The 16,324-nt window shown below is 65.1% G+C and carries 14 protein-coding genes; 6 read left to right on the top strand and 8 right to left on the bottom strand.

Annotated features, from left to right (window positions below):
- Positions 1-9: 9 nt before the first annotated feature.
- Positions 10-1,011, bottom strand: coding sequence for a LacI family DNA-binding transcriptional regulator (locus ACSFA3_RS00760; RefSeq protein WP_435503495.1), 1,002 nt, complete (start codon positions 1,009-1,011; stop codon positions 10-12).
- 185 nt (positions 1,012-1,196) lie between these two features.
- On the opposite strand from ACSFA3_RS00760, the gene ACSFA3_RS00765 reads away from it, so the two are divergent.
- From ACSFA3_RS00765 to ACSFA3_RS00780, 4 genes are read left to right on the top strand one after another with little or no spacing between them, the layout of a single operon-like run.
- Entirely contained in the window at positions 1,197-2,156 is a 960-nt protein-coding gene (locus tag ACSFA3_RS00765) for a Bug family tripartite tricarboxylate transporter substrate binding protein (protein ID WP_435503496.1), read from the top strand.
- A gap of 13 nt (positions 2,157-2,169) precedes the next feature.
- Entirely contained in the window at positions 2,170-3,318 is a 1,149-nt protein-coding gene (locus ACSFA3_RS00770; RefSeq protein ID WP_435503497.1) for an L-talarate/galactarate dehydratase, read from the top strand.
- 28 nt (positions 3,319-3,346) lie between these two features.
- Positions 3,347-4,936, top strand: coding sequence for a galactarate dehydratase (gene garD, locus ACSFA3_RS00775; RefSeq protein ID WP_435503498.1), 1,590 nt, complete (start codon positions 3,347-3,349; stop codon positions 4,934-4,936).
- Positions 4,937-4,975: 39 nt separating this feature from the next.
- Positions 4,976-6,088, top strand: coding sequence for an SMP-30/gluconolactonase/LRE family protein (locus ACSFA3_RS00780; protein ID WP_435503499.1), 1,113 nt, complete (start codon positions 4,976-4,978; stop codon positions 6,086-6,088).
- 286 nt (positions 6,089-6,374) lie between these two features.
- Here ACSFA3_RS00780 and ACSFA3_RS00785 read toward each other — a convergent pair whose 3' ends face one another.
- Genes ACSFA3_RS00785 through ACSFA3_RS00805 form a run of 5 tightly spaced genes read right to left on the bottom strand, consistent with a single transcriptional unit; the run spans position 6,375 to position 11,873 of the window.
- Positions 6,375-7,895, bottom strand: a complete 1,521-nt coding sequence (locus ACSFA3_RS00785; protein WP_435503500.1) for a CYTH and CHAD domain-containing protein — start codon at positions 7,893-7,895, stop codon at positions 6,375-6,377.
- A gap of 36 nt (positions 7,896-7,931) precedes the next feature.
- Positions 7,932-8,723, bottom strand: a complete 792-nt coding sequence (locus ACSFA3_RS00790) for a fumarylacetoacetate hydrolase family protein (protein ID WP_435503501.1) — start codon at positions 8,721-8,723, stop codon at positions 7,932-7,934.
- 3 nt (positions 8,724-8,726) lie between these two features.
- Complete coding sequence (locus ACSFA3_RS00795) at positions 8,727-9,722, bottom strand: Bug family tripartite tricarboxylate transporter substrate binding protein (RefSeq protein ID WP_435503502.1); 996 nt, start codon at positions 9,720-9,722, stop codon at positions 8,727-8,729.
- A gap of 29 nt (positions 9,723-9,751) precedes the next feature.
- Positions 9,752-10,927 carry an alpha-hydroxy acid oxidase gene (locus ACSFA3_RS00800; RefSeq protein ID WP_435503503.1) on the bottom strand — a complete coding sequence of 392 codons (1,176 nt, stop codon included), beginning with the start codon at positions 10,925-10,927 and terminating at the stop codon, positions 9,752-9,754.
- A 10-nt stretch (positions 10,928-10,937) separates the two neighbouring features.
- Positions 10,938-11,873, bottom strand: coding sequence for a TauD/TfdA dioxygenase family protein (locus ACSFA3_RS00805; RefSeq protein ID WP_435503504.1), 936 nt, complete (start codon positions 11,871-11,873; stop codon positions 10,938-10,940).
- A gap of 118 nt (positions 11,874-11,991) precedes the next feature.
- On the opposite strand from ACSFA3_RS00805, the gene ACSFA3_RS00810 reads away from it, so the two are divergent.
- Entirely contained in the window at positions 11,992-12,921 is a 930-nt protein-coding gene (locus tag ACSFA3_RS00810) for a LysR family transcriptional regulator (RefSeq protein WP_435503505.1), read from the top strand.
- 80 nt (positions 12,922-13,001) lie between these two features.
- The gene (locus tag ACSFA3_RS00815; protein WP_435503506.1) at positions 13,002-14,885 is read left to right on the top strand and encodes an alkaline phosphatase D family protein; all 1,884 of its coding nucleotides are present in this window, start codon (positions 13,002-13,004) and stop codon (positions 14,883-14,885) included.
- 20 nt (positions 14,886-14,905) lie between these two features.
- Here the strand turns inward: ACSFA3_RS00815 and ACSFA3_RS00820 are convergent, their stop codons facing one another.
- Positions 14,906-15,940, bottom strand: coding sequence for an NAD(P)/FAD-dependent oxidoreductase (locus ACSFA3_RS00820; protein WP_435503507.1), 1,035 nt, complete (start codon positions 15,938-15,940; stop codon positions 14,906-14,908).
- Positions 15,937-16,266 carry a ferredoxin FdxA gene (gene fdxA, locus ACSFA3_RS00825; protein ID WP_435503508.1) on the bottom strand — a complete coding sequence of 110 codons (330 nt, stop codon included), beginning with the start codon at positions 16,264-16,266 and terminating at the stop codon, positions 15,937-15,939. The genes ACSFA3_RS00820 and fdxA overlap by 4 nt, the downstream gene beginning before the upstream one ends.
- Positions 16,267-16,324: the final 58 nt, after the last annotated feature.

A 16,324-nucleotide genomic window follows, 5' to 3' on the forward strand; every position in this document is an offset into this window, starting at 1 on the left:
CGACCAGCGCTACGTCGCTGTCGACTGCCGCTCGATCATCCGGAAGCCGACGTCGATCACCCGCTGCGCGATCGGCTCGCCGCGGCAACGGTCGACGATCAGCCGCGCCGCCAGCCGGCCGATCTCAGGGCCGTCGACGTGGACGGTGGAAATCGACGGCAGCATGTGGGCGCCGAAGTCGGCATTGCCGAATCCGCAGACGGCCAGGTCTTCGGGAATGCGCAGCCCGCGCGACGCCGCCTCGACCATGACGCCGTGCGCCAGCTGGTCGGAGCTGCAGCAGACGGCATCGAGCTTCGGGTCTTGTGCCAGCAGGTCGGACAGCGCGCGCCGGCCCAGTTCGAGGCTGCTGGGTGCGGGGACGAAAGCCGTCGGCACTTCGCGCCCCAATGCCGCCTGGAAGCCGTCGCGCCGCATGCGTGCGCGATGGTCGTTGCCGCTGGCGATGCCGATGTGCCGCCAGCCTTTTTCGAGGAAATACCGGCCGACTTCCGCGCCGACAGCGGCATGCGAGAAGCCGACCAGCATGTCGATCGGGCTCTCGCTCAGGTCCCATGTCTCGACGACCGGAATGCCCGATCGCTGCAGCCGCTCCCGCGCTTTCTGCGACTCGACCAGCCCGGTGACGACGATGCCATCGGGCTGGCGTCCGATCATGGCGTTGAGCACCGCTTCTTCGACTTCGGACTTGTACGCGGTCTGCCCGAGGATGAACTGGTAGCCGGCCGCCGCAAGTTCGGTCGTCAGGCTCTGGACCGTCGGCAGGAACTGCGAGACCGCCAGCGCCGGAACGACGCCCGCGACGAGGAGGCTGCGCTTCGACTTCAGCCCGCCGGCGAGCAGGTTGGGTATGTAGCCGGTGGCGTCCGCTGCGGCCCGGACCTTGGCGATCGTCTTGGCCGACACCACGCCCGGATTGCTCAGGGCGCGGGATGCGGTGATGAGCGAAACGCCGGCGGCTTTCGCGACGTCGTGGAGGGTGGCGGCCTTGATCGGCAATACGGCGTTCATGAAAAAGATCGGTTGCGAGCGGACATCGACCGTGACGTTATCAGAGCGGCCTGACCGGCCATTGACCCATCGTGGACACGGGAAAACCCCGACGGAAACCCTGTTGACCCTCAAAAATGACAACGTTATCATTTTGCGACTAGATGCCTGTCGATTCCGGCAGCGTACCCACCTGGAGACACTCCGTGAAAAAGATCCTGACCGCGCTCGCCCTGGGCCTCGCCGCCCTGGCCGCCAACGCACAAGCCTGGCCCGAGAAGACGGTGACGCTGGTCGTCCCGTTCCCGCCCGGCGGCTCGACGGACCAGGTGGCGCGCGCCATCGCGCCGCGCCTGACCGACAAGTTCAAGCAGTCGTTTCTCGTCGACAACAAGGCCGGCGCGACCGGCACCATCGGCGCGACTTTCGTGAAGCGCGCGGCGCCGGACGGTGCCACCTTTCTCGTGACATCGCTCGGCCCGCTGGTGATCGTTCCGCATCTGGTCAAGGGTCTGCAATACGACGCGCTGAAGGACTTCGATCTGATCACCGTCGCAGTCGCTTCGCCGAACATCCTCGTGGTGCCGACCGGCTCGCCGCACAAGAGCGTGGCCGACGTCATCGCCTACGAAAAAGCCAATCCCGGCAAGATGACCTTCGCATCGGCCGGCAATGGTTCCAGCGACCACCTGACGACCGAACTGTTCTGGCAACAGACCGGCACGACCGGCATCCACGTTCCGTACAAGGGCGGCGCTCCGGCGCACAGCGACCTGATGGGCGGCCAGGTCGATGCGTCGTTCCAGAACGTCAATTCGGTGGCGCAGTACATCAAGGGCGGCAAGATGCGCGCGCTGGCCATCACCAGCCCGCAGCGCTCTCCCATCTTCCCGGACGTGCCGACGCTGGCCGAAGTCGGCGTGAAGGGCGTCGAAGTCGCTTCGTGGCAGGCCATCGTGGCGCCGAAGGGCTTGCCGGTCGCTGTGCGCGACAAGGCAAATGCGGCTTTCATCGAAGCGCTGAACGATCCGAAGGTGAAGGAGCAGTTCACCTCGATCGGCTTCGAGATGGTCGCCAACTCGCCAGCCCAGTTCGCCGAGTTCCAGCAGAAGGAATACGCACGCTGGAAGAAGGTGATCGAGGTTGGAAAAATCTCGATCGACTGATCAGGCCCGCCACATGACCACCGAAGTTCCTTACGCCGCCGACAGCATTGCCTGGATCCGCATTTCGTCCTGCTACCTGCCGCTGGCGAACCCGATCAGCGATGCCAAGGTCCTGACCGGTCGCCAGAAGCCGATGACCGAGATCGCGATGCTGTTCGCGGAAATCGAGACGAAGGACGGCCACAAGGGACTCGGCCTGAGCTACGCGAAACGGGCAGGCGGCCCCGGCCAGTTCGCGCATGCGAAGGAAATCGCACCGGCGCTGATCGGCGAAGACCCGAGCGACATATCCAAGCTCTGGACGAAGTTGTGCTGGGCCGGCGCTTCGGTAGGGCGCAGCGGCATGTCGACGCAGGCGATCGGTGCTTTCGACGTCGCGCTGTACGACCTGAAGGCTCGCCGCTCGGGCCTGTCGCTCTCCAAATTCCTCGGGTCGCAGCGCGATTCGGTGCAGTGCTACAACACCTCGGGCGGCTTCCTGCATACACCGGTCGACCAGCTGGTGGTCAACGCCTCGGCGTCGAAGGAACTCGGTATCGGCGGCATCAAGCTCAAGGTCGGCCAGCCGGACGGCAAGATCGATATCCAGCGCGTCGAGGCGGTGCGCCGGCATCTCGGCGACGACATGCCGCTGATGGTCGACGCCAATCAGCAATGGGACCGCCCGACGGCCCAGCGCATGTGCCGCATCTTCGAGCAGTTCAACCTGGTCTGGATCGAGGAGCCGCTGGACGCCTACGACAACGAAGGCCACGCCGCGCTTGCAGCCGCCTTCGACACGCCGATCGCCACCGGCGAGATGCTGACCAGCGCCGCCGAGCACGGCGAACTGATCCGCCATCGCGCAGCCGACTACCTGATGCCCGATGCACCGCGGGTCGGCGGCATCACGCCGTTTCTCAAGATCGCCGCGCAGGCGGAGCAGGCCGGCCTGATGCTCGGTCCGCATTTCGCGATGGAGCTGCATGTGCATCTGGGCGCGGTTTATGCGACCGAGCCGTGGGTCGAGCATTTCGACTGGCTCGAACCGCTTTTCAACGAGCGCCTCGAAATCAAGGCCGGCCGCATGATCGTGCCGACCCGGCCGGGGCTCGGCCTGAGCCTGAGCGAGCAGGCGCGCGGCTGGACGCGCGAGACCGCTGAAATCGGCAAACGCCCCTGAAAATCCAAATAGACAAGACAGCGCTCCCATGATTGAAATCGCCACCCAAGCGCCGCTCTACATCGCGATGGACGACCACGACAACGTGGCCATCGTCGTGAACGACGGCGGGCTGCCCGCCGGCACCACATTCCCGTCCGGCCTCGTGCTGGTAGACAAGGTGCCGCAGGCGCACAAGGTCGCGCTGGTCGACATTCCGGAAGGCGGTGAAGTGCGCCGCTACAACGTGGTCATCGGCTATGCGCTGAAAGACCTGAGGGCAGGCACCTGGGTCCACGAACGGTTGCTCCGCATGCCCGCCGCGCGCGAACTCGTCGGCCTGCCGATCGCCACCGTCAAGCCCGCACCGCAGCCGCCGCTCGAGGGCTACACCTTCGAGGGCTACCGCAATCTCGACGGCTCGGTCGGCACGCGCAACATCCTCGCGATCACGCAGACGGTGCAATGCGTGGCCGGCGTGACCGACTTCGCCGTGACGCGCATCAAGGCCGAGCTGCTGCCGAGATTCCCCAACGTCGACGACGTGGTCGCGCTGGAACATACCTACGGCTGCGGCGTCGCCATCGATGCGCCGGACGCGATCATTCCGATCCGCACGCTGCGCAACATCAGCCTGAACCCTAACTTTGGCGGCGAGGTGATGCTGGTGAGCCTGGGCTGCGAGAAGCTGCAGCCGGAGCGGCTGATGCCGCCGGGCACGATCCCGCTGATCGACGAGCGCAACGTCGCCGATGTGGGCGACAGCGCCAGCCCGAAACTCGACGTCGTCTGCCTGCAGGACGATGCGCATGTCGGCTTCATGTCGATGGTCGAATCGATCATGCGGCAGGCTGAAGAGCATCTGGAGCGCCTTAATGCCCGTCGCCGCGAGACCGTGCCGGCGAGCGAACTGGTGGTCGGCGTGCAGTGCGGCGGCAGCGATGCGTTCTCCGGCGTGACGGCCAATCCGGCGGTCGGTTTCTGCACCGATCTGCTGGTGCGGGCCGGCGCGACGGTAATGTTCTCGGAAGTGACCGAAGTGCGCGACGGCATCGACCAGCTGACCTCGCGCGCCACGACACCCGAAGTCGCCGAAGCCATGATCCGCGAGATGGCCTGGTACGACGCTTATCTCGACAAGGGCCGCGTCGACCGCAGCGCCAACACCACGCCGGGCAACAAGAAGGGCGGACTGTCGAACATCGTCGAGAAGGCGATGGGCTCGATCGTGAAGAGCGGCAAGTCGCCGATCTCGGGCGTGATCGCACCGGGGGAAAAGCTGAAGCAGAAGGGGCTGATCTACGCCGCGACGCCGGCGAGCGATTTCATCTGCGGCACGCTGCAGCTGGCTGCCGGCATGAACCTGCATGTGTTCACCACCGGCCGCGGAACGCCCTACGGACTGGCCGAAGTGCCGGTCATCAAGGTCGCGACACGGGACGACCTCGCGCGTCGCTGGCACGACCTGATGGACATCAACGCCGGCACCATAGCGACCGGAGAAAAGACCATCGCCGACGTCGGCTGGGAGATGTTCCATCTGATGCTCGACGTCGCCAGCGGACGCAAGAAGACCTGGGCCGAACACTGGAAGCTGCACAACGCGCTGGTGCTGTTCAACCCGGCACCGGTGACCTGAATCACGGTCGACAAAAAAATGAAAAGAAGGAGACATCGCATGCAAAAAGAACCGACCCAGTCCACCCCGTCTCGCCGCGGCTTCCTGACTGCTGCCGGCACCGGAATCGCAGCGCTCAGCGGCATGGCCGGTGCGCAGTCGTTCGACTTCCAGCCGAACCAACGCTATCCCGATCCGCGCGTCTTCATCCTCGATCCGAGCTTCGCGAAGTACCGCATCTACAGCAGCACGGTCGAGCAGCTTGGCTCCGGCATGCGTTGGGCAGAGGGGCCGGCGTACTTTCCGGCCGAGGGTTATCTGTTGTGCAGCGACATCCCGAACAACCGGCTGATGAAGTACGACGAGAAGACCGGCAAGTTCACCGTGCACAAGACCAATGTGAACTACGCGAACGGCAACACGCGCGACCGCCAGGGCCGGCTGGTGACTTGCGAGCATTCGGTGACACGGCGCGTGGTGCGGACCGAGAAGAACGGCACGGTGACGGTGCTGGCCGACAGCTTCGAGGGCAAGCGTCTCAACGCGCCGAACGACATCGTCGTGAAGTCGGACGACAGCATCTGGTTCACCGATCCGATCTTCGGCATCAACGGCGAATGGGAAGGCTCGAGAGCCGTGCCGGAGCAGGCGACCACCAACGTATACCGCATCGCGGCCGACGGCAAGATCGCCGCCGTCATCACCGATCTGGTCAACCCGAACGGGCTGGCTTTTTCACCGGACGAGAAGAAGCTGTACGTCGTCGAGTGGAAGGGCACGCCGAACCGCAGTATCTGGAGCTACGAGGTATCTGTCGATGGTGCGAGCCTGTCGAACAAGACCAAGCTGATCGACGCGGACGGGCCAGGTGCGCTGGACGGCTTCCGTGTCGATCGCGACGGGAATCTGTGGTGCGGCTGGGGCTACACCGGGGCGCTTTCGACCGAGCCGACGGACATCGGCGGCGGTATGAAGGCCTATCTTCCGGCAGGCAAGTCTTCGGAGATGGATGGCGTGAAGGTTTTCAATTCGCAGGGCAAGGCGATAGGGTTCATCAGCCTGCCGGAGCGGTGCGCGAATTTGGAGTTCGGTGGGCCGAAGCGGAACCGGCTGTATATGACGAGCAGCCATTCGCTGTATGCGCTGTATGTGGAGGCACACGGGGCGGTTTGATGTGGGGGGCGCGGGGCGTCGGCGGGTGGCTGAGGCTGGGGACGGCAGTCGCCACCGGTCCTTCGGACTTCGCGGCTGCGCCTCGGCTCGGGCGGGGTCCGTAGGAACTCGCTGCGCTCAGACATCTGCGGCCCTTATCCGCCCGAGCCGAGGCGCATCCGCCGGAGGCTCAACAGCCGACCCCAGCCTCAGCCACCCGCCGACGCCCCGGGGCACGGCCGTTGCGCATTTGGTCTTGTTCCCTCTCCCTCCGGGAGAGGGCTAGGGTGAGGGCAGCGGCGGTAGTTCAGGCAGGCTTCCAGAACTTCCGCGCGTCTTCGATTTTCTCCAGCGCCTTGCGACAGTCGCGAGTCGCATGCTGCTGCGAGGCATTGAGCCATCCGACTGCGAACCACGCTTTCTGGTCCCTGACAGCCAGCCTGCGATAGCTGACCGCCGCGACGCTCATGTCGTTGAAGTCGCCGAGCGTGTCTTGCGCCGGCGTCAGTTTCGCGATGTAGCGGGAGGCACTTTTTTCATCGAACAGCGGCGCCACGAACTCCGCCAGATAGCGCAAGCGCTTGAGTTGCTTTCGGACCTTGTGCTGATCTTCCGGTTCCAGCGATTCGAACCGCCTGCCGCCTTTCACCACCCTGCGATGCAGCCCGTTCAGTCGCTTGCCGATGAGCTTGCGCGCGTTTGCAGGATTGTCGGCACCGTCGTCGGCCGGCGCGTCGTTCGATGCATGCGTCACGAAGCCGATGAGCTCGACCAGCACGATTTGAAAAGGCGTCAAGCACACCGTCTCCGACACCGTCATTCCGGACGTGTCGTTGGCTTCGACCGTCGTAGCGATCTGCGGACCGCCAGCCGCTTCAAGCATCGGCTGCATCTTCGTCGTCAGCAACTCGCCGTCGCGACTGCGTCCCAGGGCGGCGAATGTATGACGCAGCGGCCCCTCCCACGCAGGATCGAACCGATTTTCAGCCAATCCGTCGAGTTCGCGCAGCGCCGTCCGCAGCCGACGGATGCCGATTCGTAGCTGATGCACTGCATCCGCATCTGCGCTGCCCGCCGCCACTTCCGATGCGTTGGGCAGGATCTGGGCCAGACACGCGCTGACGACCCGGCGCTGGATTTCCGCGCCGTCCGGCTGCTTCTCGCCGTGCGTCGAGAAGTTCGGCGCCCTCGATTTGACCGCTGCAACCGGCTTGTTGCCGCCGAGCAGACGCTGGCCCCGTGCGGCTTTGGATACTGTGCTGAAAGCGAGTCCGTACTCGGCGACCCATCGCTTCGCCACGCTCACGAGCACGGCCACATCGCCGTGCACGAGTTCGATCTCCAGTTCGCAGACCGCCGACTCGCGCGTCGGTGCGCCGCCGTGTCCCTGTGCGATCAAGCTGCCCACATCGAGTGCAAATTCGACCTGCGTGTCGGATTCTGTGTGTCGATGAACGATGCGGTGGATCGCCGTCGAAAAGGTCTCGACCAGTGCGGCATCGCCGATGGCTGCTTCCAGCGCATGACCGACGTGTGTGCCTTCGTGCAGGCCGATGTCGGGAAGAGCTGTTGGGTCGGTAGGGTTGCCCAGATCGACGTTGTGTTCGAAACGGTCCAACGGTCCGTCGCCGCGCGCCTTGGCGGTCTGGACCCAGTGCCCGCCTTCCTTCCGCATTCGCAGCGCGACATCTGCCCTTGCCAGCGCGCCGTCGCGGGTGTCGAAGTAGCGTGCCTGCAGATCGAGCTGTTCGAACTCGCCCGCGCGCAGCGCCGACTCGATTTCACCCAGCCGATCCAGCGGCACCAGAAACTTGAATTCGATTTCCATGCGGCAAGTTTGACATCGCAGGAATCTGCCGAGCTCCTAATCCCTGGCGTCGATGAATGTATTGCGCAGGCACCCCAATCCGCTGATCTCCACCTCCACCACGTCGCCCGCCTTGAGTCTGGGGGACTTTCCGTCCGTCCCCATCCAGATCACGTCACCGGGGTACAGCGTGATGTAACGCGTCATGCGGCTGATGAAGGTACGGATGTCGAACAGCATGTCGGCGGTTCGGAAGTGCGTCTGCACCTCGCCGTTCAGCCGAACGGTGGTCTCCGCTGCATCGATGTCGAATTCTGTCTCGATCCACGGTCCCATCGGCTTGAATGTGTCCGTGTTCTTGGAACGGAAGAACGTCCGGTCCGAAGCCTGCCACAGCCGTTCGCTCACGTCATTGCCGATGGTGTAGCCGAGCACGCAGGAGAGCGCATCGGCTTCGCTGAGATTCTTCGCTTTCCTGCCGATGACGACGACGACTTCGCCCTCGTATTCGACCTGTTGCGCGTCCGACGGAATCACCACCGGTTCGTCGTGCGCGATCAGCGCGTTGACCGCCCGATATCCGATGTCGGCATGGGTCGGCTCGGCGATGGGCGTCTTGCTCGACGCGGCGTATTCGCGAATGTGCTTCACGTAGTTGAGGCCGGCGGCATAGAAGGTGCGCGGAATGAGCGGAACCTCGATCTTCACGTCGGCGAGGCGGTGCACGGCGCCGGTCTGTTCGTGGTTCCCGAAAGGCGTTCCGCGCACCTGGGCGATGCGGCCATCGGGCCAGAGAATTCCGTAGGCGCTCGCAGCGGCGCCGGGGGCGGTGAAATGAATCCAGCGCATGTCTTATTCAGCCTTGATGTTGGCGGTACGAATCAGGTCGGCCCAGCGTATGCGATCCTTGTCGAGCCAGTCGCGGTACGGCGCGGGTCCGAGGTGCCTGACTTCGGCGCCGAGCGACTTCAGGCGTGCCTGCATCGCGGGCTTTGCGAGCGCGGTGGCGATGGCGGCGTCCAGCTTCACCGCGATGGGCAATGGCAGGCCGGCAGGCGCAAGAAAGCCGATCGGCTGCGCATAGTCCTCGAATCCCGCGAAGCCGAGTTCAGCCGTGGTCGGCACCTGCGGATAGTCCGGATGCCTCGTCGCGGTGGTCGCGGCGAGGATGCGCAGCTTGCCGCCGCCGACGAAGTCGGACACGCCGATCATCGGGAAGAACATGAAATCGACGCGGCCCGACATCACTTCGGTCAGCGCGGGTGCGTTGCCCTTGAACGGTATGTGGTTCATCTGCGTCTTCGTGCGCTGTTCGAGCAGCGCGGCGGCCAGATGGGCCGACCCGCCGACGCCGGCGGTACCGTAGCTGACGGCCATCGGCTGGCTCTGCGCCTTCTTCACGAGATCGGCCAGTGTCTTGTAGGGCGAGTCGCCGGACACGACGATCAGTTGCGGCAGAACGGCAACCATCGAGATCGGCGTGAAATCTCTGATCGGGTCGTATTTGATTCGGTCGGGCTGCAGCAGCGGATTGACGTTGTGGGAGAGGGTGTTGACGATCAGCGTGTAGCCGTCCGGCGGTGCGTGTTGCACTGCCTCGGTCGCGATGTTGCCGTTGACGCCGGGCCGGTTCTCCACCACGACCGGTTGGCCGAGCGTGCTGCCGATCTCCTGGCCGAGCACGCGTGCCAGCACGTCGGTCGGCCCGCCGGCGCTGTAGCCGACGACCAGCTTGATCGGCTTGCTCGGGAAGTCGACTTGGGCATATGCGGGCAGCGCGGCAGCCAGAATCAGTGAAGCGGAAGCGGCGCTCAGGACGAGGCGGCGCGCGAGGTTGTGTCTCTTCATGGTTTTTCCTTCTCTTTGTCTCACTGAACTCAGCGGGCTGGCCTCAGCAGGTCGGCGGTCAGCTGGGCAATGGTCGGCGCGCCGCACAGCCGCATGGTCCGCAGCAACTCGTCGTGCAGGATTTCCAGCGACCGCTGCGCGCCGGCATCGCCCGCAGCCACGGCGCCGAACAGCGTCGCACGCCCGAGCAGCACGCCGTGCGCGCCAAGCGCCAGCGCCTTCGCCATGTCGGTGCCGCGACGGATGCCGCCGTCGACCATCACCGGCAATCTGCCACCGGCGCCCTGGAGGACTTCCGGCAGCGCCTGCAGGCTCGGCACCGAACCGTCGAGCTGCCGGCCACCGTGGTTGGAGACGACGATCGCGTCGACGCCCATCGTCGCCAGCCTCTCGGCGTCTTCGCCCCGGCTCACGCCCTTGACGATCAGCTTTCGCGGCCAGCGGTCGCGCACCTCGGCCAGCCGCGCCCAGTCGAAGGCGGGGTCGTAGCTGCGGCCGACCGACGATGCGATGGCGGTCGCGCTGGTGGCGGCCGTCTCAAGGCCACGCAGGTTTTCCATCACCGGCATGCCGCGCGCCAGCATTTCGAGCGCCCAGCGTGGGCGTGTCGCGAAATCCATCACATTGCGTGCTGTGAACCTGAACGGGATCGAGAAGTGGTTGTGGAAGTCGCGTTCGCGCTTGCCGCCGACCGGCAGATCGACGGTGATGACCAGCGCCTCGTACTCGGCCACGCGCGCGCGTTCGATGAGCTTCCAGAAGAAGTCCCGGTTGCGCAGCACATAGGCCTGGAACCACAGGCGTCCTGGCGCCTGCTCTGCGATGGTTTCGATGGAGGTGGTCGCGCTGCTGGACAGCGTGTACGGGATTCCGAGCTTCGCCGCTGCCTTCGCGAGCGCCAGATCCGCGCCTCGCCAGCCAAAACCGGCGGCGCCGGTGGGCGCGATGGCAGCGGGCATGCCGGCCGGCGCACCCAGCAGTTCGCATGCCGACGACGCGCCGGCCACGTCGATCAGCACGCGCGGCGCCAGGCGCCAGTCGCCGTACGCGCGACGGTTGCCGTCGAGCGTGACTTCATCCTCGGCGCCACCGTCGTAGAAATCGAATACCGCGCGTGGCAGGCGCCGGCGGGCGAGCGCGTGCAGGTCGGCGATCGAATAGCAGCCGGCGACGTTGCGAGGGGCCGGCAAGCGTCGGGCGGTCATGAGATCGACCTCACGCGGGCTGTGTCTCGCGCCGGTCCTGCTGCGTAAGCGCCACGGCGCGCGGCGTGCCGTCGTCGTGGAAGAAGCGCGTGGCCATCACCTGACAGCGCTTGATCAGGCGCGGCTCGTCGGGCCGGTAGTCAGGGATTGCGTTGTGAATGGTGCCCATGTTGTCCCACATCAGCACGTCGCCGACCTGCCAGCGGTGTGCGTAGCGGTATTGCGGCTGCGTCTGGTGCGCGAACAGGAATTCGAGCGCGGCATCGCTGTCCTGCTGGCTCATCTCGTGAATGCGCACCGCGTATCCGGGGTTCGCATAAAGCACTCGCTTGCCGGTGATCGGATGCTCGAGAAAGATCGAATGCGACACGGGCGGACGTGCCGCACGCTGTGCCGGTGTGAGCGGCGGGCGCGCGCTGCCGCGCTCGCGGCGCATCATTTCCCAGAACTTGTCGAAGTCGTGCAGAACGGTCATGCCTTCGAGACGCTCCTTCCACGCCTGCGGCAACTCTTCAAAGGCCGCGTGCATGTTGCAGAACTCGGTATTGCCGAGCGGCTGGCCGTCTCGATGCGGGATCTTCATCCCGAAGAGAACATTGGTGAACGCGATCATGCTGGCGTACGACATGTCGGTGTGCCAGTCCTGACCGGCATCGGACAGGCCGAGCGGCTTGCCGTTCTCGACGATGTTCGACAGCACCATCACCTCCGGCAGGCCGGGTTCTTGGTATGCGCCCGCGACATTGACTTCCAGCCGGCCGAAGTTCTGAGAAAAATCGCGCAACTGGGCGGCGGTCAGGTCCTGGCCCGGATAGCTCAGCACGCCATGGTTGCCGAGCGCCTGCAGCAGTTGTCCGAACACCTCGGAAGAAAGCGGCTGCGAGAGATCGAGGCCTTCGACACGCGCGCCGAGCGTGGCGCCAGTCGGAACGATGCGAAGTGTCATGAGGTCTCCTTGAAACGTTGGGTCGTCGGTCGATTCGGAGCCCATGCTATTGGCGGGCTTGCACCGCAGCGCACCCGGTTCGACAATTCAAGATTTCCGATTTCGAAACATTGACCGTATGGACCGCCTTCGCTGCCTTCAGATATTCACCGAGGTCGCACGCTGCGGCAGCTTCGTCCGCGCGGCGATGCAGCTGTCGCTTTCGCCCGCGACCATCACGAAGCACGTTGCCTGGCTCGAAACGTCCATGGGCGCGCAGCTGCTCAAGCGGACGTCCAAACAGGTGGCGCTGACCGATGCCGGCGCGCGCGTGCTCGAAGCCGCGCGCGAACTGGTCGAGCGCTACGATGCGATCGAAGGCGAAGTCCGCGATGTCGTCCAGTTGCCGCGCGGTGCCATTCGTGTCGGCACGCCGCCGTCTTTCGGTGCCTACCACCTGATGCGGCTGATGGCGCAGTTCACGCACCGTTATCCGGACATCGAAGTGACGGTGGTGCACGACGACGGCCGATCGGACCTGGTCGCCGAAGCGCTAGACCTGTCGATCCGCATCGCGCCATCGCTCGAAGACGCGAGCTACGTCGCGCAATCGCTGATGAAGGCGCCGCAGGTCGTGGTCGCTTCGCCGGCTTACCTGAAGCTGCACGGTCGGCCCGCGACGGTTGCGGATCTGGCGCGCCACAACTGCCTCGTCCACACCGTCAAGTCCGGCGCCGGCATCTGGAAATTCGAGGGCGAGCCGTCTCGGGAAGTCAAGGTGCGCGGCACCGTGCGTTCGAACCTGGGCGATGCATTGAAGCAGGCCGCGCTGCTCGGTGCCGGCATATCGCTGCATCCGTACTACATGGTGTCGGAGGAACTGCAGGCGGGACTGCTGGAAGTGTTGCTGCCGAACTCGATACCGCAGGAACTCGACGTCAACGTCGTGTTTTCGACGCGCCGCAACATGCCGACGCGAGTCCGGCATCTGCTCGAATTTCTCAAGGAATGGTCGCGTCATCCGCCCGAGTGGGCGCTGCCGTCGACAACGACTTGGCGCACCGGCTAAGGAATCGATCCCGCGTCAGGTCACGCGCACGTCACACACCTTGCATTCAATGCGGCCGGTAGCCCACCACAAAGCCCATCGTGCAAGAAAAACACCTGTTTGCCACCGTCGTCCCGTTCGAATCCGACCCACGCGATGCCGCCAACCGCCGTCGCCGCGACTTTCTCGACTTTCTGGTCAAGTCGTCCACCAGCGCCATCGCGCTGGCAGCCGTCGGTTCGCTCGCAGCCTGCGGCGGCGGCGGGAGCGACGATGCAAGCGCCACGGCGACGCCCGCGCCCGCACCGAAGCCGGCCGTGTTCGCTTTCGGCGTCGCCAGCGGCGATCCGCTGACCGACCGCGTCATCCTCTGGACCCACGCAAAGATCCCTGACAGCACCGCCGATGTGACGCTGACATGGCAGGTAGCGACCGACGCCGCATTCGCGTCGGTCGTCGGCAGCGGCACCGTGACCGCGAGCGAAACCGCATCGTTCACGGCCAAGGTCGACGTGACCGGGCTCGTTGCCGGCGCGAGCTATTTCTACCGGTTCCGCGACGTCACCGGCGCTTCGTCGACCGTCGGCACCACGCGCACGCTGCCGGCCAGCGACATCGCATCGGTCAAGTTCGCCGTGTTTTCCTGCGCTCTGTATTCCGAAGGCTTCTTCCACGCCTACGACGCCGTCACCAAGACCGACGCGCTCTATGCGCTGCACCTCGGCGACTACATCTACGAATACGGTTCCGACCCGAAGAAGTACGGCAACACCAGCATTCCCGGCAACCGCATCACGAGCCCGGCCAACGACATCGTGACGATGAACGACTACCGCACGCGCCATGCGCTGTACAAGTCGGACCTCAACCTGCAGGCCGCGCACGCGAAGATGCCCTGGATCACCGTCTGGGACGATCATGAATTCGCCAACAACGGCTACGTGAACGGCGCCGAGAACCACGACCCGGCCACGCAGGGCGACTGGGTCACGCGCAAGAACATCGCCGCGAAGGTCTATCACGAGTGGATGCCGATCCGCACGCCTGACGCGTCCAACCTGCTCAAGATCTACCGCCGCTTCGACTTCGGCCGGCTCTTCACGCTGCACATGCTCGACACGCGCATCGAAGGCCGGGACCGCCAGTACGACAACTACGGCGACAAGGACGGCGGCATCGGCCGCTATCTGGCCGGCATCACGCCGAACGCTTCCGGCATTCGTCCGGACGCCTCGCGCCAGATGATGAGCATCGAGCAGCAGAACTGGCTCACGAACGGCATGAACGCATCGACCGCCGCCTGGCAGATGCTCGGCAACCAGACCATCATGGCGCGCATGTGGATGCCGGCTTCGCTCCTGACGGCGTTCACGACCAACCCTGCCGGCGTGCCGGCTGCCGTCACGGCGTTTCTCACGGCCAAGGCGACACGTGCCGCCGGCGGCACCGCTGCGCTGACGGCCACGCAGGCGGCATTGCTGAATCCGGCTGTGAATCCCAGGCTTCCGTACAGCCTCGATTCGTGGGACGGCTACCCGTCGCAGCGCGACGCGATCCTGCAGGCTGCCCGAACGCAGGGCAAGCGGCTCGTCACCCTGTCCGGCGATTCGCACGATGCATGGTTCACCAACCTCACGACGCTGGCTGGCGAGAAGGCCGGAGTGGAGTTCGCCGGAACGTCGGTCACTTCGACCGGGTTCGAATCCGCGGGGCTCGGTGCGCTGGCGCCTTCCATCGACGGCAGCGTTCTCGTGCCGCAACTCGGCAATGCAGCCATCGGCGCAGGGCTGGGCCTGATCGACGACGTGAATTACTGCGACACCACACAGCGCGGCTATCTGCTGATGACGGTGACTGCGGCTGCGGTCAAGGCGGAGTTCGTGTTCGTCAGCAGCGTGAAGCAGCCGACCTACACGGCAGCGGTAGGCAAGACGATCACCGTGGCTGCAACGGTCGGCGGCACCGCCGCACCCGTCATCGCCTAGATATCGCCTGACATCGCGCGTCAGTCGACTTTCAGCAGCGAACGCAGGCGCGTGCTGGTGGTCGTGTACTGCAACGGAATCGCCTTGTCCGGGAACACGATGGCCGCAGCGCCCCAGGCGGCCAGAGTCGCCTCGTGGAAGCCGCAGACGATCAGCTTCTTCTTGCCCGGATAGGTGTTGATGTCGCCGACCGCGAACACGCCGGGTTCGCGCGTCTCGAACTTCTGCGTATCGACCGGCACCTGCTTGCGGTCCAGTTGCAGGCCCCAGTTGGCGATGGGGCCGAGGCGCGGCGAAATGCCGAGGCAGGCGATCAGCGCATCGACCGGCAGGTTGAGCACCGACTGATCGGGACGCGTGATCTGCAGCGTCGTTTCGTCGAGGGCTGTCGGCTGCCCGACGACGAAAGCCATGTCGCCGGATTCGATCTCCTCGCGCAGCTTCGCGACGGTTTCCGGCTCGGCCTGGAAGCCGTCGCGGCGATGCATCAGCGCGACCTTGCCGCCGCGACCGGTGCGGCGTTCGAGCGCGCTCAGCGCCAGCGCGGTCTGCAACGCGGATTCGTCGCCGCCCTGGACCACGATGGCCTTTCCGGCGAAGCGTTCGATCGCGTCAGGATGCATGTTGGGGTGATACAGCAGCCGCGTGCCTTCGAAGCGTTCGATGCCGGCGATCGAGACGCGGCGCGGTACGAAGGCACCGACGCCACCGGCGATGAAGACCGTCTTGGCCAGAAAGGTCGTGCCGCGGTCGGTCCCGAGCAGCAGCCGACCATCGTCCTGGCGTTCCAGCGTCGCGATCTGTTCGCCGAAATGCATCGTCGGCTGCAACGGCGCGACCTGCGTCAGCAACGCGTCGATCAATCCGCGGCCGGTCGTGGCCGGTGTGCCGGGAATGTCGTAGATGGGTTTGTCGCCGTACAGCTCGACGCACTGGCCGCCCGCATGGGGCAGGGCATCGATGATGTGGCAGGAGATTTCGAGCAGGCCGAGCTGGAAAGCCTGGAACAGCCCGACCGGACCGGCGCCGACGATCAGCGCGTCGGTCTGGATCAACGGACCAGTTCCGCTAGCTTGTTCGGCTTGTCTTTCCACTCGTCCGCATCGGGCAGCGCGGGCTTGCGTTTGGTGATGCTCTTCCAGCCGTCGGCCGTGGTGAGTTCCGCGTTCAGCTTGATGAAGGCGATCTGGTCGGCCGGCAGGTCTTCCTCGGCAAAGATCGCATTGACCGGACATTCGGGAATGCAGACCGCGCAATCGATGCATTCGTCCGGGTCGATGACGAGCATGTTCGGCCCCTCGCGGAAGCAGTCCACGGGGCACACGTCGACGCAGTCTGTGTATTTGCAGCGGATGCAGTTTTCGGAAACGACGTGTGTCATGGGAATCTGGGGAATCTGTCGCCGGCTTGGTGCGGCCTGGGGGTTGATCGAGGGTAAC

The organism is Variovorax glucosi, assembly GCF_051216695.1.
Taxonomy (GTDB): domain Bacteria; phylum Pseudomonadota; class Gammaproteobacteria; order Burkholderiales; family Burkholderiaceae_C; genus Variovorax.

Bases quoted from the DNA above. Each gene is read 5' to 3' on its own strand.
- ACSFA3_RS00790 (WP_435503501.1), bottom strand. From the start codon at position 8,723: ATGCGCTGGATTCATTTCACCGCCCCCGGCGCCGCTGCGAGCGCCTAC.
- ACSFA3_RS00810 (WP_435503505.1), top strand. From the start codon at position 11,992: ATGGACCGCCTTCGCTGCCTTCAGATATTCACCGAGGTCGCACGCTGC.
- ACSFA3_RS00795 (WP_435503502.1), bottom strand. From the start codon at position 9,722: ATGAAGAGACACAACCTCGCGCGCCGCCTCGTCCTGAGCGCCGCTTCC.
- ACSFA3_RS00800 (WP_435503503.1), bottom strand. From the start codon at position 10,927: ATGACCGCCCGACGCTTGCCGGCCCCTCGCAACGTCGCCGGCTGCTAT.
- ACSFA3_RS00780 (WP_435503499.1), top strand. From the start codon at position 4,976: ATGCAAAAAGAACCGACCCAGTCCACCCCGTCTCGCCGCGGCTTCCTG.
- fdxA (WP_435503508.1), bottom strand. From the start codon at position 16,266: ATGACACACGTCGTTTCCGAAAACTGCATCCGCTGCAAATACACAGAC.
- ACSFA3_RS00760 (WP_435503495.1), bottom strand. From the start codon at position 1,011: ATGAACGCCGTATTGCCGATCAAGGCCGCCACCCTCCACGACGTCGCG.
- ACSFA3_RS00805 (WP_435503504.1), bottom strand. From the start codon at position 11,873: ATGACACTTCGCATCGTTCCGACTGGCGCCACGCTCGGCGCGCGTGTC.
- garD (WP_435503498.1), top strand. From the start codon at position 3,347: ATGATTGAAATCGCCACCCAAGCGCCGCTCTACATCGCGATGGACGAC.
- ACSFA3_RS00785 (WP_435503500.1), bottom strand. From the start codon at position 7,895: ATGGAAATCGAATTCAAGTTTCTGGTGCCGCTGGATCGGCTGGGTGAA.
- ACSFA3_RS00770 (WP_435503497.1), top strand. From the start codon at position 2,170: ATGACCACCGAAGTTCCTTACGCCGCCGACAGCATTGCCTGGATCCGC.